15 protein-coding genes, 1 tRNA gene and 1 pseudogene are annotated in these 14735 nt (G+C 70.4%); 14 read left to right on the top strand and 3 right to left on the bottom strand.

Going from position 1 to position 14735, the window contains the following annotated elements:
- Positions 1-106: 106 nt before the first annotated feature.
- The 6 genes and pseudogenes from J7I98_RS04645 to J7I98_RS04620 all read left to right on the top strand — a co-directional run.
- Positions 107-247 (top strand): annotated as a pseudogene (locus tag J7I98_RS04645) (dTDP-glucose 4,6-dehydratase); the annotation flags it as partial.
- A gap of 155 nt (positions 248-402) precedes the next feature.
- Positions 403-1530, top strand: a complete 1128-nt coding sequence (gene proB, locus J7I98_RS04640; protein WP_214918365.1) for a glutamate 5-kinase — start codon at positions 403-405, stop codon at positions 1528-1530.
- A gap of 119 nt (positions 1531-1649) precedes the next feature.
- A complete protein-coding gene (locus J7I98_RS04635; protein WP_214918362.1) occupies positions 1650-2141 on the top strand; it encodes a hypothetical protein in 492 nt (163 codons plus the stop codon).
- Between the two features lie 118 nt (positions 2142-2259).
- Positions 2260-3561, top strand: a complete 1302-nt coding sequence (locus J7I98_RS04630; protein WP_214918359.1) for a glutamate-5-semialdehyde dehydrogenase — start codon at positions 2260-2262, stop codon at positions 3559-3561.
- A gap of 60 nt (positions 3562-3621) precedes the next feature.
- On the top strand, positions 3622-4254 hold the full coding sequence (locus tag J7I98_RS04625) for a hypothetical protein (RefSeq protein WP_214918333.1): 633 nt from the start codon (positions 3622-3624) through the stop codon (positions 4252-4254).
- Positions 4255-4383: 129 nt separating this feature from the next.
- The gene (locus tag J7I98_RS04620; protein WP_214918317.1) at positions 4384-5511 is read left to right on the top strand and encodes a hypothetical protein; all 1128 of its coding nucleotides are present in this window, start codon (positions 4384-4386) and stop codon (positions 5509-5511) included.
- On the opposite strand, the gene J7I98_RS04615 is transcribed toward J7I98_RS04620, so the two are convergent.
- On the bottom strand, positions 5486-6604 hold the full coding sequence (locus tag J7I98_RS04615) for a M48 family metallopeptidase (protein ID WP_214918304.1): 1119 nt from the start codon (positions 6602-6604) through the stop codon (positions 5486-5488). The genes J7I98_RS04620 and J7I98_RS04615 overlap by 26 nt on opposite strands.
- 199 nt (positions 6605-6803) lie before the next feature.
- Here J7I98_RS04615 and J7I98_RS04610 point away from each other — a divergent pair, with 199 nt between their 5' ends.
- The 6 genes from J7I98_RS04610 (at position 6804) to J7I98_RS04585 (ending at position 10631) form a co-directional block, all read left to right on the top strand.
- Entirely contained in the window at positions 6804-6971 is a 168-nt protein-coding gene (locus J7I98_RS04610; protein ID WP_214918301.1) for a hypothetical protein, read from the top strand.
- Between the two features lie 38 nt (positions 6972-7009).
- The gene (gene nadD / locus J7I98_RS04605; RefSeq protein WP_214918298.1) at positions 7010-7624 is read left to right on the top strand and encodes a nicotinate-nucleotide adenylyltransferase; all 615 of its coding nucleotides are present in this window, start codon (positions 7010-7012) and stop codon (positions 7622-7624) included.
- Between the two features lie 52 nt (positions 7625-7676).
- Entirely contained in the window at positions 7677-9314 is a 1638-nt protein-coding gene (locus tag J7I98_RS04600; RefSeq protein WP_214918295.1) for an LCP family protein, read from the top strand.
- Between the two features lie 68 nt (positions 9315-9382).
- Positions 9383-9820 carry a ribosome silencing factor gene (gene rsfS, locus J7I98_RS04595; protein ID WP_214919131.1) on the top strand — a complete coding sequence of 146 codons (438 nt, stop codon included), beginning with the start codon at positions 9383-9385 and terminating at the stop codon, positions 9818-9820.
- Positions 9817-10488, top strand: coding sequence for a histidine phosphatase family protein (locus J7I98_RS04590; protein ID WP_214919133.1), 672 nt, complete (start codon positions 9817-9819; stop codon positions 10486-10488). Before rsfS ends, J7I98_RS04590 begins: the two co-directional genes overlap by 4 nt.
- A 70-nt stretch (positions 10489-10558) precedes the next feature.
- Positions 10559-10631 (top strand) — tRNA-Ala (locus tag J7I98_RS04585).
- Between the two features lie 78 nt (positions 10632-10709).
- On the opposite strand, the gene J7I98_RS04580 is transcribed toward J7I98_RS04585, so the two are convergent.
- Complete coding sequence (locus J7I98_RS04580) at positions 10710-11546, bottom strand: helix-turn-helix transcriptional regulator (RefSeq protein WP_214918292.1); 837 nt, start codon at positions 11544-11546, stop codon at positions 10710-10712.
- 111 nt (positions 11547-11657) lie between these two features.
- Here J7I98_RS04580 and J7I98_RS04575 point away from each other — a divergent pair, with 111 nt between their 5' ends.
- Both J7I98_RS04575 and J7I98_RS04570 read left to right on the top strand, forming a co-directional pair.
- On the top strand, positions 11658-13106 hold the full coding sequence (locus J7I98_RS04575) for an MFS transporter (RefSeq protein ID WP_214918289.1): 1449 nt from the start codon (positions 11658-11660) through the stop codon (positions 13104-13106).
- 123 nt (positions 13107-13229) lie between these two features.
- Complete coding sequence (locus J7I98_RS04570) at positions 13230-13463, top strand: hypothetical protein (RefSeq protein WP_214918286.1); 234 nt, start codon at positions 13230-13232, stop codon at positions 13461-13463.
- Here the strand turns inward: J7I98_RS04570 and J7I98_RS04565 are convergent.
- On the bottom strand, positions 13432-14637 hold the full coding sequence (locus tag J7I98_RS04565) for a glycosyltransferase 87 family protein (RefSeq protein ID WP_308377674.1): 1206 nt from the start codon (positions 14635-14637) through the stop codon (positions 13432-13434). The two genes, J7I98_RS04570 and J7I98_RS04565, sit on opposite strands and share 32 nt — an antisense overlap.
- Positions 14638-14735 lie beyond the last annotated feature (98 nt).

The following is a 14735-nucleotide window of genomic DNA, read 5'->3' as shown; positions in this document are numbered from 1 at the left end:
GCAGCGAGATCATCGACCGTGCCCTCCACGTGAGCCCGGGCCCCCGCAACCCCTCGGCCCACCGGCTCGTACGCGGCGATCACAGCAAGATGCAGATCGCGGTTTCATCGGCTCGCACTACGTCCGTACGGTCCTCGGCCCGCAGGGGCCCGCCGATGTGTCGGTCACGGTGCTCGACAAGCTCACGTACGCGGGCAGTCCGGCGAATCTCGACGAGGTGCGCGCCCATCCCGGATTCGCCTTCGTGTAGGGCGACATCTGCGATCCGGAGCCCGTCGGCAGGCTCGGGCGGTCCGGCGCCCCGCCCGTCGGCCGTCCAGGCCGCGGAATGCGGAGGCGGCATCCGGACCTGCTCACGTACATTGCGGGGAGAACCGGGCGAGCAAAAAGTGGGGTCTGTACGTGTCAGTGGCAAGGCAGGGCGTAGCGGAAGCCCGCAGGATCGTCGTCAAGATCGGATCCTCCTCACTCACCACCGCATCGGGCGGCCTCGACGCCGACCGCGTCGACGCCCTCGTCGACGTCCTCGCCAAGACGCGCAGCGGCGGCGAGAAGGAGATCGTGCTGGTGTCGAGCGGTGCCATCGCTGCCGGACTCGCGCCGCTCGGGCTCGCCCGCCGCCCCAAGGACCTCGCCAGGCAGCAGGCCGCCGCCAGCGTCGGCCAGGGCCTGCTCGTCGCCCGCTACACCGCCTCCTTCGCGCGCTACGGCGTACGCGTCGGCCAGGTGCTGCTGACCACGGACGACACCAGCCGCCGTGCCCACTACCGCAACGCCTACCGGACCCTGGACCAGTTGATCGCCATGGGCGCGGTCCCGGTCGTCAACGAGAACGACACCGTCGCTACGGACGAGATCCGCTTCGGCGACAACGACAGGCTCGCCGCCCTCGTCGCCCACCTCGTACGGGCCGACCTGCTGGTCCTGCTCTCGGACGTCGACGGGCTCTACGACGGCGACCCCAGCACCCCCGGCACCTCACGGATCGACGACGTCCGCAGCCCCGAGGACATCGCTCACGTCTCCATCGGCAGCGCCGGCAAGGCGGGCGTGGGCACCGGCGGCATGGTCACCAAGGTCGAGGCGGCGCGTATCGCCGCGGCGGCCGGCATCCCCGTCGTCCTCACCTCCGCCAGCCACGCCGCCGACGCCCTCGCCGGCCGTGACACGGGCACCCACTTCCACCCCACCGGCCGCCGCAGCGCCGACCGCTTGCTGTGGCTGGCCCACGCCTCCACCCCGCAGGGCGCGCTCATCCTCGACGACGGGGCCGTACGGGCCGTGGTCGAGCGGCGTACGTCGCTGCTGCCCGCCGGGATCGCCGGGGTCGAGGGGGAGTTCAGCGCGGGCGACCCCGTGGAGCTGCGCGACACCGCGGGCCGGGCCGTCGCCCGGGGGCTCGTCAACTACGACGCCAAGGAGCTCCCGCAACTGCTCGGCCGCTCCACCCGTGACCTGGCGAAAGAGCTCGGGCCGACGTACGAGCGCGAGGTCGTACACAGGGACGATCTGGTTCTTCTCGCCCCCTGAAACGGCTGAAAGTCCGGTCTCGCGGCAGATACCTTCCCCAAAACCGTCACGCGCCCGGCCCAGGACTGGTCAACTTTGCTGGGGAGTACAGCACGACAACGCATTACAGGAGGCCGCCGGTGAGACGAGCGCGTCCGGGGGCGCTGCCCCGAGGGACGGCCGAGCGAGCCCTGACGAGTGTCGGGGCAGGGGCGGACTTCGACGACGCCCCGAAGACGGAGTCGGAGCAGAGGCCGGCTCCCGGCCGGGAGATCCGCGACAACCGTGAAGTGTCCAGGCTCTGGCACATCACCCTCAGCGTCTCGGGTGCCGAGGCGCCGCTGAAGGAGGTCAGGCGAGGTCTCGAACAGCTTGCCCACGACCATCCTTTCCTGCTGACCAGCAGATACGCCAATGATCACGCGGAGATCCGGTACTGGGAAGAGGCCCGGGACCTGCACGACGCGGCGGCGGTCGCGCTGCGCCTGTGGGGCGAGCACCGGTCGACGGCGAAGCTGCCGCCGTGGGAGATCGTGGGCCTGGAGGTCATCGACCGGGACACGTACCACCAGCGGATCGCCGAGGGGTACGGCCCGCCGCCCGCGGCCCCCGTCGGCGTTCATCCGTACTGATTGCTGTCATCGGTGCTGCGGTCGTGAGGCGGGCCGGCTGTGATCGTGAGGTGGGCGCGGCGTCTCGCGGAGCGGGATTGACCATGAACGCCCGCGGCGGGCGCATTACCCTGCGGGCATGACCTCGCACTCTCCCCTCGCCGATTCCGCCCCGCAGTCACCCGAGTCCCCGGTCCTCCGGACCGCCCGGCGGGCCCGCACCGCCGCTGCCGAGATCGCGCCACTCCCGCGCTCCGCCAAGGACTCCGCACTGCTCGCGATCGCCGAAGCGCTGGTCGCCAGGACGGCCGAGATCGTCGAGGCCAACGCCCAGGACATCGCCAAGGCCCGCGCCGCGGGCACCAGCGAGACGGTGATCGACCGGCTCACCCTGACCCCGGAGCGGGTCGCCGCCATCGCCTCCGACGTACGGGACGTGGCCGCGCTGCCCGACCCGGTCGGCGAGGTCGTACGCGGCTCCACCCTGCCCAACGGCATCGACCTCCGCCAGGTCCGTGTGCCGCTCGGCGTCGTCGGGATCATCTACGAGGCCCGCCCGAACGTCACCGTGGACGCCGCCGCGCTCTGCCTCAAGTCCGGCAACGCAGTGCTGCTGCGCGGCTCGTCGTCGGCGTACGCCTCCAACACCGCGCTCGTCGGCGTCCTGCGCGACGCCGTCGCCGCGGCCGGGCTGCCCGCCGACGCCGTACAGCTCGTGCCGGGGGAGTCCCGCGATTCGGTACGGGAGCTCATGCGGGCCCGCGGCCTGGTCGACGTCCTGATCCCGCGCGGCGGCGCCTCCCTGATCCGTACGGTCGTCGAGGAATCCACCGTCCCCGTCATCGAGACCGGCACCGGAAACTGCCACGTCTACGTCGACGCCCGCGCCGACATCGACATGGCCGTCGACATCCTGATCAACTCCAAGGCCCAGCGGCCCAGCGTCTGCAACGCCGCCGAGACCCTCCTCGTCCACCAGGACATCGCCGACGCCTTCCTGCCGCGCGCCCTGGACGCGCTCGCCGACGCGGGCGTCACGGTGCACGCGGACGAGCGGGTGGCGGCGTACGCCGGCGCGTCCAAGGCCACCGTCGTGCCGGCCACGACGGAGGACTGGGAGACCGAGTACCTGTCGTACGACATCGCGGCCGCCGTCGTCGACTCGCTGGACGGCGCCGTCGAGCACATCCGGCAGTGGACCTCCGGCCACACCGAGGTGATCGTCACGACGTCGCAGGCGGCGGCCCGCAGCTTCACGCAGCTGGTGGACTCGACGACGGTCGCGGTCAACGCGTCCACGCGTTTCACGGACGGCGGCCAGTTCGGTTTCGGCGCCGAAATCGGCATCTCCACGCAGAAGCTGCACGCCCGTGGCCCGATGGGGCTGCCCGAGCTGACCTCGACGAAGTACATCGTGACGGGCGACGGCCACACACGCTGACCCACTCCCGGTTCGCACTTTTCCCTGCCCAAACCGACCCGCCAGGGCTACGCTGAACGGGTGCCGGACGACGTGGGGGGCAAGCCGTTTCCGGACGGCTGGGAGCCCGACGACGACCGCGGAGGCGCGGACGAGGACTTCGCCTCCGTGGTGTTCGACGAGGACTTCGTACGAGCCGCCGAGATTCATGAACCGACCGCTGTGGAGCGGCTGCTGGCCGCTGCCCAGGCGCGCGCGGACGCCGAGGCGGCCCGGGCCAGGGCGGGCAAGGGCCCGTCGGACGACGACCTCTACGACGACGGGTACGGGTCCGAGTACGGCTCCGGGCGCGACCCCCGTCACGACGGCGCGTACGGCCCCTCGGACGACGACGGCTACGACGATGGCTACGGCGACGGCGCATACGACAGCAGGGGCCCGTACGGACGCCACGGCGGCGCCCTGCGGCCCTACCGGGGGCATGCGCGCTGGCACCGGCCCGTGGCCTGGCTGCTCGCCCTGCTGATGGGAATCGGGATGGTCGCGCTCGCCTTCAGCGCCGTCTACCGGGGGGCGTCCTCCGACCGGCAGGACCAGGTGCCGCCGGCGACCAGTGAGACCCCCAGGCCCGGCGCACCGGTGATGCCCGGTGGCCCCTCGGCCTCCGCCGAGTACTCCGCGCCCGCAGCATCTGCGGTGCCGCGCATTCCCTGACCTTCGGAGCGGGTGGGCAGGACCTTCCGACCGGGTGGGCAGCTCCGATCACCGTGCGTGTGCGAACAGGTCGGAACTTGTCACCTACCAGCGCGTTTACCTTCGCCTCCATCGACCTACCCTGAAGGTATGGCAGGGCACGGAGAGCCACCTGAGGGTGCGCCCGAGGGCCTCCCGGGCGGCAGCGACGACGAGTTCCGGTCCGTCGTCTTCGACGAATCGTTCGTGCGGGCTGCCCGCCTCCAGGAGTACTCCGCGACCGAGCGGATGGCCGACCACGAGCGGGCCGTGCGCCACCGTCCCGTCTGGAAGGCCCGCGGCCATGGCGGCGGCGGTGGCGGGCGTGGAGGCGGCGGCTCGAAGCAGGCGCTGCTGCTCGTCCTGCTGGTCGCGCTGGCCTTCGGTACGGCGCTCTACATGGGCGTACGCCATCCGTACCAGCCACCGCCCGCCGCGCGCGCGGGGTTGATGCGGATGACGGTCATACCCCTGGCCCCCGAGGGCAGGGTGCCGGGCGGCGAGCCGGAAGAGCTCTTCCGGCGCAGCCCGGCCGCGCAGTTCGCGACGGGCGCCGAGGGCATCAACCTGCCGGCCGCCCGGCGCACCACGCACTTCTCTGAGGGCCAGGTCGTCGCCGCGCTGAGCACCGTGAAGGACTACCTCGTCGCGTCCTCTCTCGACCCCGCTGTACTGGGCGGCCGCACCGTACGCCCGGTCCGGGCATTGCTCGACCCGGACCAGCTGGATCAGTTCGACCGCAGCTTCGACCGCCCCGCCGACGACGGGCGGCACGCCGCGACGGGATGGCTGGTCCGCTTCGACCCGGCGAAGGTGGCACTCGCCGTCGGCGTGCAGGCACGCGTACACGGTGTCCTGCGCATCGAGGAGACCGAGTCCAACCACCTCGAAGTGACCTCCGACCACATCTTTGTGTACGCACTGCGGCCGTCCGGCTCGGCTGCCGGACGGCCGCAGGCGGACGCCGCTTCGCTCTTCACTGTCCGCCGCGAGCTGCACTTCCGCTTCGACCGGGAGGATCTGCGGATGCACCGGGCGGAGCTGCTCGTCTCCTACGCACAAGCCGGGCCCCAGGCGTGCTCGGCCGAGATGGCGAGCCACCTGCGGCCGGTGACGGCCGGGCAGCGCGCCACCGCCGAAGGTCCCGCGGGCACCGACCCCTACGCGAGGGGCCCGGCCACGGCGGCCCTGTGCGGGGCGCTCGACCCGAGCGCTATGCCGAGCCCTCGGGCCCCTTAGAACCGCTGGGGCCGGTGTCCTTGCCGCCGCCGGAGCTGCCGCTGCCGCCACTGCTGCCGTTTCCGCCTCCGCCTCCGCCTCCGAACGCGCCGCGCAGCTTGCCGCCCAGGTCGCCCGCGCCACCCGCGATGTCGCCCACGAGCTTCATCAGCGGGTCCTTGCTGGTGCGCACCGTGTCGGCATAGTGGGTGGCCGAGTCCCGGAAGGAGTCGGAGACCGAGGTGTCCTTGTCCTCGTCGCGCCGCGGGTAGTGGCCGTCCATGATCCGCTGGTAGTCGCGGGTCTCCGCCCACTTCTTCAGCTCGGCGGCCCGCACCGTCGTGAAGGGGTGCGTACGGGGCAGGACGTTGAGAATCTTCAGGACGGAGTCACGCAGGTCGCCCCCGGCCTCGTACTCGTCGGCCTGCTCCAGGAACGCGTCCACGTTCATCTCGTGCAGGTGGTTGCCGCCGGCGATCTTCATCAGGCCGCGCATCGACGCCCTGAGGTCCTGGCCGACCAGCAGCCCGGCCCGGTCGGCGGAGAGCTCCGACTTGCGGAACCACTCGCGCAGCGCCGTCACGATCGCCATGATCGCGATGTTGCCGAGGGGAATCCAGGCGACCTTGAGGGCGAGGTTGGTGAGGAACAGCAGTATCGTCCGGTAGACCGAGTGCCCGGACAGGGCGTGGCCCACCTCGTGGCCGACGACCGCCCGCATCTCCTCCTCGTCGAGCAGCTCCACCAGGCCCGTGGTGACCACGATGATGGGCTCGTCGAGGCCGATGCACATGGCATTGGGCTTCGGGTCCTGCGTGACGTACATCGGCGGGACCTTCTCCAGGTCCAGGATGTAACAGGCGTCCAGCAGCATGGTGTTGAGGTGCGCGAACTGGGCTTCGCTCACCCGCACCGAGTCGGACAGGAACAGCAGCCGCAGGCTGCGCTCGGGCAGCAGCCCGCTGAGCGCCTTGAAGACCGTGTCGAATCCGGTGAGCCTGCGCAGGGCAACCAGGGCCGAGCGGTCTGCGGGATGTTCGTACGCCCGGGACGAGATGCCCGGGAAGCGCTTGCGATTACGGCTCGGCACATTCTCGTGATTGCCGTCGGTCATGGGTGGCCCCCTGTCTACGAGTCTTCCCGTCCCCCGGACGACCCCAGCGTATGTGCTGACGTCCGGCCCGCCCGGCCGGTTCCTGAAGCAGGACAATCGGTGAACGACTGAGTCGGCGTGAGCGTGCCCGGCCCGCCCGCATACGATGTCGCGTGAAGTCTCCGCTCCGACTCCCGACTCCCGATAGGTCCTGCCGAAGATGAGCCTCCACCACACTGCCGCCTCCCTCGTGACCCTTGCCTCCGGTGAGGGCGGCGAGCACGGCGGGAACCACGAATCCCTCAGCGCCTACGTCACCGGCGGCGGAGCGCTCTTCGTGCTCCTCCTCCTGCTGTGGATCACCACCCGCTTCAACCGCGACCGCTGAGGCAGGGCCGCCAGACGGGGCCAGTAGGCTCTGCACGCATGGGAGAGCAGGAAGTGCCTCGCGGTCCGGGCAAGCGCCGACTCGGCGTGATGGGCGGTACGTTCGATCCGATCCATCACGGACACCTGGTGGCCGCCAGTGAGGTGGCCGCCCAGTTCCACCTCGACGAGGTGGTTTTCGTGCCGACGGGGCAGCCCTGGCAGAAGACCCACAAGCACGTGTCCCCGGCCGAGGACCGCTATCTGATGACGGTCATCGCGACCGCGTCCAACCCGCAGTTCTCGGTGTCCCGTATCGACATCGACCGCGGCGGTCCGACGTACACCATCGACACGCTGCGGGACCTGCGCGCGCTCAACAGCGACTCGGACCTGTTCTTCATCACCGGCGCCGACGCGCTCGCCCAGATCCTCACGTGGCGGGACGCGGAAGAGCTGTTTTCGCTCGCCCACTTCATCGGTGTGACCAGGCCCGGTCACCACCTGACGGACGACGGACTGCCCGAGGGAGGCGTCTCCCTGGTGGAGGTGCCGGCCCTGGCGATCTCGTCCACCGACTGCCGGGCGAGAGTCGCGCAGGGCGAACCTGTCTGGTATCTCGTTCCGGACGGTGTGGTCCGCTACATCGACAAGCGCGCGCTGTACCGCGACTGAGCGGCGGGCGCGGCCGTACGGGGAGCACAGACAAGCAGGGAAAGGGGCACCGGTGAACGACCGACAGTACCCGTACGACCCGTACGCCCAGGACCCGTACGCCCAGCAGCCGGAGATCATCGGCTACGACGCGTACGGCAGGCCGGTGTACCAGCAGGCGCAGCAGACACAGCAGCAGACACAGCAGGGCGAGACGCAGGGGCAGTACGACCCGTATGCGCAGCAGCAGGGGTACGGCTATGACCCGTACGCCCAGCAGCCGTCGTACGACCCGTATGCCGGGCAGCAGCAGACCGGGCAGCAGCGGCAACAGCAACAGCAGCTTCAGCAGCAGCAGTGGATCCCGCAGCAGGCCGCGCCTGCCGCTGCCCCCGAACCCGCACCGGAGCCGGCTCCCGCCGCCCCGCCCGTGCCCGAGCAGCGCCGCGCCTCTCCCGAGTACGCGACAGAGCAGTTCTCGTTCGTCGAGGAACCGGACGAGAACTCCGAAGACGTCATCGACTGGCTGAAGTTCACCGAGAGCCGTACCGAGCGCCGTGAGGAAGCCCGCCGCCGGGGCCGCAACCGGGTCGTCTCCCTGGTCGTCGCCCTGACGCTGGTGGTCGCCGGCGGCGTCGGGTACCTCTGGTACGCGGGGATGCTGCCCGGCCTTTCCGGCAAGGACGACAAGCAGAACACCGCCACGGGCCCGGAGAAGCGCGACGTGATCGTGGTGCACATGCACAACACCAAGAAGGGCGGCACCTCCACGGCGCTGCTCGTCGACAACGTCACCACGAAGCAGGGCACGACCGTCCTGCTCCCCAACTCGCTGTCCGTCGCGAACGACGACGGCACCACGACGACGCTCGGGAAGTCGGTCGACGACGACGGTTCGACGGGCACGCGCGAGGCGATCGGTTCCGTACTCGGAACCAAGATCGGCGGCACCTGGCGGCTGGACACCCCGTACCTGGAGAACCTCGTCGAGCTGGTCGGCAACGTCGAGATCGACACCGACACCGATGTGCCCGACACCAAGAAGGGCGCGTCTCCCGTAGTGAGGCAGGGCAAGGAGCAGACGCTGAGCGGCCGGATGGCCGTCGCGTACGCCACCTACCGGGCGCCCGGCGAGGCGGAGGCCAAGCAGCTCCAGCGGTTCGGCCAGGTCATGCAGGGCATCCTGCGGAAGATCTCGGACGACCCGCAGGCCGCGACCACCACCGTCCGCACGCTCGCGCAGATCCTCGACCCTTCGCTGCCGGAGAACGACCTGGGCGCCTCGCTCGCCAAGCTCGCCGAGCACGCCAAGGGAGGCGACTACAAGACGGCGCAGCTGCCCGTCGAGGCCGACGGCAAGCTCAGCGAGTCCGCGGCGGACAGTGTGGTGAAGGACATCCTCGGCGGCTCGGTGAGCAGCCCCGAGCAGGGTGCCGCGGTGCGGGTCGGGGTCAAGAACGCGACCGGGAACCCGGATGGGGGCGAGGCGGCCAGGATCCGGCTGGTCAACGGCGGCTATGCCTTTGTGGACGCGGGCAAGGCGGCCGCGATCGTGTCGTCGCAGGTCAGCTATGGCGACGCGGCACAGAGGGCGGCGGCCGAAGAGACCGCGAAGACCCTCGGTCTGCCGGCGAGCTCGGTGAAGAAGGGCAAGGCGGCGGCGAACGCCGATGTGACGGTCGTACTGGGCCAGGATTTCAAGGTCAAGTAATCCCGTCGGCGCTGTCGGCGGTCCGTGAGACCCTGGTGGTACTCCTGACCGCCGACGAAAGCCTGCATGTGACCGCCACGGACCGTTCCATCGAGCTCATCAACGCCGCCGCCCAGGCGGCCGCCGACCGGCTCGCGCACGACATCATCGCGTACGACGTCAGCGATGTGCTCTCCATCACCGACGCCTTCCTGGTCGCCTCGGCGCCCAGCGACCGCCAGGTCAAGTCGATCGTCGACGAGATCGAGGAGCGGCTGAACAAGGAGCTCGGCGCCAAGCCGGTGCGCCGCGAGGGCGACCGCGAGGCCCGCTGGGTGCTCCTCGACTACATCGACATCGTCGTCCACGTCCAGCACAGCGAGGAGCGTGTCTTCTACGCTCTGGAGCGCCTCTGGAAGGACTGCCCCGAGATCGCCCTGCCCGAGGACGCCGTCAAGACCCGCGGCCTGGCCGAAGAGCACGCGAAGTCGCGCGCGGCCGGTGATCTGGACGGAGACCTGAGCTGAACGGCAGCGACACCGGCAGCGAGAACCTGAACCGCCGGGGCCGCCGCATAGTCCTGTGGCGGCACGGTCAGACGTCGTGGAACCTGGAGCGCCGTTTCCAGGGATCCACCGACATCGAGCTGACCGACACCGGCGTCGCCCAGGCACGCCGGGCCGCCCGGCTGCTCGCCTCGCTGAAGCCGGACATGATGATCGCGTCCGACCTCAAGCGGGCGGCCGCCACGGCCGGTGAGCTGGCGGCTCTGACGGGCCTGGAAGTCACGCACGACGCCGCGCTGCGCGAGACGTACGCGGGCGCCTGGCAGGGCCTGACGCACGACGAGATCATCGGGCAGTTCGGCGAGCAGTACGCGGCGTGGAAGCGCGGCGAGCCGGTGCGGCGCGGTGGCGGCGAGCTGGAGACCGAGGTTGCCGACCGGGCGGCTCCGGTCGTGCTCGCGCACGCCGACAAGCTGGGCGACAACGGCACCCTGGTCGTCGTCAGCCACGGCGGCACGATCCGCACCACCATCGGCCGGCTCCTGAGTCTGGAGTCGCACCACTGGGAGGGCCTTGGCGGGCTCTCCAACTGCTGCTGGTCCGTCCTGGGCGAGGGCGCTCGCGGCTGGCGGCTGCTCGAGCACAACGCCGGGACGCTCCCGGAGCCCGTGCTCGGCGACGACGACTGACGGATTTCACTTTCCGGCAGGTCGCAGGCTAAAGTTCTTCTTGTTCGCGGCGCACAGCGCAGAGAACAGCGGGGCTATAGCTCAGTTGGTAGAGCGCCTGCATGGCATGCAGGAGGTCAGGAGTTCAATTCTCCTTAGCTCCACAATCAAGATCCCGTCCCCTCAGGGGGGCGGGATTTCTTGCTGTTTCGGGACCTGCGTGTGTTCAGGACCGGCCGGTTTCAGGACCGGCTCTCCCACAGATCAACGGTCCGCTCCCGGCTCTCCTCGTCGTTCGGGGTGTACGCCACGATCCGGCACTCCGGCATCCCGTTGATGGAGAGCGACACCGAGGTCATCCGTATCTCCCCAACAGCCGTGTGCCGGAAGGTCTTCACGCGAGGGCCGGGCGGGACCACGTCCCCGCTCTCCCACAGTTCGGCGAAGTACGGGCTGGCCGCGCGGAGTCGGCGGACGAACGATTCCCAGTCGGGCTCGCCGACATGGCGTCCGTACGCACCGCGCAACTGCGCCACCATCAGGGGCAGCTCCGCCTCCCGGAACACCAGTGGGCAGGCAGGCTCGGGCACGGTGAAGAGCACCCACAGGACATTGCGTACGCCCCCCTCGTGCAGGTCGACGTTGAAGAGGTGGCGGTAGGCGGCGTTGGTGGCGAGGACGTCGTACCGGGCGTTGTAGACGACGGCAGGACGCGGGTCCAGGGCGTCGATGATGCCCTGCACTTCCGGGCTGACGGCCGCCACGTCGTCCGCCCGGTCCGGGGCGTACGGCACCTCGGCCAGATGGTAGAGATGCTCCCGCTCGGGCCGGTCCAGCCGGAGCGTACGCGCCACGGCGTCCAGGACCTGGGCGGAGGCATTGATCGGGCGGCCCTGCTCCAGCCAGGTGTACCAGGTGACCCCCACGCCGGAGAGCTGCGCGACCTCCTCGCGGCGCAGCCCGGGCGTGCGGCGGCGCAGTCCCGGGGGCATCCCCACGTCGGCCGGGGTCACCCTGGCCCGTCGGCTGCGCAGGAACGTGGCCAGCTCGGAGCGGCGGCGCTGCGTCGGTGCTGCCATCGTTGTCACACCCCCATGGTCGATGGTCCGCCCCGCCGATGCCAGGTGCTGTCAGTACCAGGATCAGCGGGCTCTCGTTACCCGTATCCGATCGGAGTCAGGCTCCATGCCATGACAACTTCCGTACTCGGCAAGGGCAGTAGAAACACTGGAGCCAGTAAAGCCGGTGCCACTGACAATCGGGCGGGCCTGCTGCTCGCCGTCGTGCTCGCCGCGCAGTTCATGGCGCTTCTCGACGTCTTCATCGTCAACGTCGCCGCCCCGACGATCCGCACCGAACTCGACGCGTCGGGCGCCGGATTGCAGATGGTCATAGCCGGATACACCGTCGCGTACGCCGTCCTGCTCATCACCGGCGCGAGACTGGGCGACCTGTTCGGCCACCGCCGTGCCTACCTCGGCGGGCTCGCGGTCTTCACCGTCGCCTCGCTGGCCTGCGGACTGGCCGCGGACACCGGGCAGTTGATCGCCTTCCGGCTGGTCCAGGGCGCGGGCGCGGCGCTGATGATTCCCCAGGTGCTCAGCCTGATCCAGCGCAACTTCGAGGGCGAGTCGCGGGTCAGGGCCCTCGGCGCGTACTCGGCGGTGCTCGCCACCGGGGCCGCGGCGGGCCAGGTGGTGGGCGGTGTGCTGGTCAGCGCCGACCTCTTCGGCACGAGCTGGCGCCCGGTGTTCCTGGTGAACGTACCGATCGGCCTCGCGCTGCTGGTCCTCGGCGCGCGCCTGCTGCCGCGCGACGGCCGCGGCGAACCGGAGCGGACACGCGGCCTCGATCTGCCCGGCCTGCTGCTGCTCGCCGCCGCTGTGTCGCTGTTCACCGTGCCTCTCGTGCTCGGGCAGGAGCAGGACTGGCCCCTGTGGTCCTGGCTGTCTCTGGGCGCCGCTGTCGTGCTGTTCGCAGGCTTCCTGGCGTACGAGTCGCGGCTGGCCGCGCGCGGAGGTGCGCCGCTGATCGCGCCCAGGGTGCTGCGGATCCCGGGCATGGGGCTCGCTGTCCTGAGGATCGCCGTGGTGATGGCGGTCAACGCGGGGTTCCTCTTCACCCTGACCCTGCACGTCCAGGCCGGCCTCGGCTATTCGGCGCTCCGCGCGGGGCTCACCTTCGCACCGACAGCGGTGGTCTTCGGAGTGGTCGGGCTGACCTGGCGGCGCTGGCCCGCCGCGCTGCAACGGGTGATGGTCCCGGGCGGATTCGCGCTGACCGCCGTGTCGTCCGCGGCCGTCGGCCTGGTGCTGCGGGACGGCGGCGACGGAGGCTTCGCGATGTACGCCGCCTTCGCGGGCGTCGGGGCCGGCCTGGCCCTGGGGTTCAGCCCCACGCTGACGGGCGCGCTCGCGCGCGTACGCCCCGAGGACGCGGCGGATGCCAGCGGGCTGCTCGTAACCGTCACACAGCTCGGGCAGTTGCTGGGCGTCGCGACATTCGGGACTCTCTTCCTGAACCGGCTGAATGCGCTGGGTGCCCACGCGTACGGAGAGGCCCTGTGGGTATGTGCCCTCGCGCTGGCTGCCGCGTCGCTCTTCGGCTCTGTGGCCGGCCTCCTGCGCTCACGTCACTGACCCCCTTGCGGAGCCATGGCAGAATCGGACCGCCGGAGGGGGACGACGGTCGCCCAGGTGCTCGGCGACAACGGAGGTATCTCGTACGTGTGCACGGCCTGCGGCCACAGCTGGAGCTGAGTGATGGGTGCACACAGGCGTAAATGCGACTGGTGCGGCAGTGGCACGCCCATCGTCAGGGACATGGAACCGATCAACCCCGACTACCAGTACTGGTGCGAGGAATGCGCGCGGGCGCTGATCATAAAGGGCGACCCGATCGAGACGTACCGCGAGCTGGAGGGCGAGCCGATCTACGGCCGCCTGCTCGACGAGCACTGCACGCTCAAGCGCTTCTATTCCTTCGCCACAGCGTGAGCAGCGCGGCGGCCGCCGTGAGGGTGTAGAGCGCGGAGAGCGCCATCTGGCCGCCGCTCTGGGAAAGTTCGAGCCGTCCCGGGCCGTGCGGCACCCACCAGAGTGCGTACGAACAGAAGACCAGGGCCATCACCGCCGCCAGCCGCTTCCTGCCCCGAGCCGCCAGGAAGAGGACCACGGGCACGCACCACACCCAGTGGTGCGACCAGGACACGGGGCTGATCAGCAGCGCGGTCAGCGCGCATGCGACCACCGCTCCGGCCCGCTCGCCGCGCAGTTCCGAGGTCACCGCGACGGTGATCCCCGCCGCGGCGGTCAGGGCGGCGGCCGCCGCCCACCACAGTGCCGGATCGCCGGTGTGCAGGAGCCGGGCCAGTACTCCGCGCAGGGACTGGTTGGCGGTGTCCTCGGCATGACCCACGCGGCCCGCTTCGAAGACCATGGCGGTCCAGAAGCGGCGGGAGTCGTGCGGCAGGACGGCCGCGGTGGCCAGGGTGGCGGTGAGGAAGACCGCGGTGGCCGTCGCCGCTTGCCGGAGCCAGGGGTTCCAGGCTCGGCGGACGGTGCCCCGTGCCCGTACAAGACCGGCTATGAGAAGGAAGACGGCGAAGAGTGCGGGTGTGAGTTTCACCGCAGCGGCGAGGCCGATGCCAGCCCCTGCCCACCGGTGGTCAGGGCGGCGGGTGAGGTCCCAGAGGACGGCTACGGCGAGCAGGAGATTGATCTGTCCGTACCGCAGGGTCGTCCATACCGGCTCGCACCAGACGGCGAACGTGGCGGCCCACAGGGCGGTCGCAGGATCCTTGCGGCCCACCAGGCGCAGGGAGAGATGGACCAGTGCGACGAGGAGTGCGAGGTTGCCGAGGGTGGCCAGAGCGCGCATCTCCGGGACGCCTATCAGCGTCAGCGGGGTGAACAGCAGTGCCGCGAAAGGCGGGTAGGTGGTCGGCAGGTTCGCTTCTGTGGCCCGCATCGCGTACAGGTCCTGACCAGCTCGTACGGTCTCGCCCTCGGCCCGGTAGACCATGAGGTCGATCATCGAGACCCCGGCGGCGCGCTGGGCGGCCCAGAAGATCAGGAAGGACAGCAGGCAGGCGGAGGCCGCGACAAGTACGGGCCGCCGGGCGAGAGCGTCGCGGGCGGCGGCGGTCTGCGCGGTCACGGTCACAGGCACGGTCACGCAGGCAGACAGTACCGGTCGTGTGCGTACAGAACACGTGTGCGGGCAAACGATTTGGTGAAGGGCAGGGGGGACCGTGTAATGTTGGCGAA

Origin of the sequence: Streptomyces sp. ISL-98, from assembly GCF_018614055.1 — a bacterium.
Classification (GTDB): domain Bacteria; phylum Actinomycetota; class Actinomycetes; order Streptomycetales; family Streptomycetaceae; genus Streptomyces; species Streptomyces spiramyceticus.
Note: the sequence above shows the minus strand (reverse complement) of the source record. Positions and strands in the feature narration are given on the sequence as shown.

Bases quoted from the DNA above. Each gene is read 5' to 3' on its own strand.
- J7I98_RS04615 (WP_214918304.1), bottom strand. From the start codon at position 6,604: ATGACCGACGGCAATCACGAGAATGTGCCGAGCCGTAATCGCAAGCGC.
- J7I98_RS04580 (WP_214918292.1), bottom strand. From the start codon at position 11,546: ATGGCAGCACCGACGCAGCGCCGCCGCTCCGAGCTGGCCACGTTCCTG.
- J7I98_RS04630 (WP_214918359.1), top strand. From the start codon at position 2,260: ATGACCTCGCACTCTCCCCTCGCCGATTCCGCCCCGCAGTCACCCGAG.
- J7I98_RS04620 (WP_214918317.1), top strand. From the start codon at position 4,384: ATGGCAGGGCACGGAGAGCCACCTGAGGGTGCGCCCGAGGGCCTCCCG.
- J7I98_RS04575 (WP_214918289.1), top strand. From the start codon at position 11,658: ATGACAACTTCCGTACTCGGCAAGGGCAGTAGAAACACTGGAGCCAGT.
- J7I98_RS04610 (WP_214918301.1), top strand. From the start codon at position 6,804: ATGAGCCTCCACCACACTGCCGCCTCCCTCGTGACCCTTGCCTCCGGT.
- J7I98_RS04570 (WP_214918286.1), top strand. From the start codon at position 13,230: ATGGGTGCACACAGGCGTAAATGCGACTGGTGCGGCAGTGGCACGCCC.
- nadD (WP_214918298.1), top strand. From the start codon at position 7,010: ATGGGAGAGCAGGAAGTGCCTCGCGGTCCGGGCAAGCGCCGACTCGGC.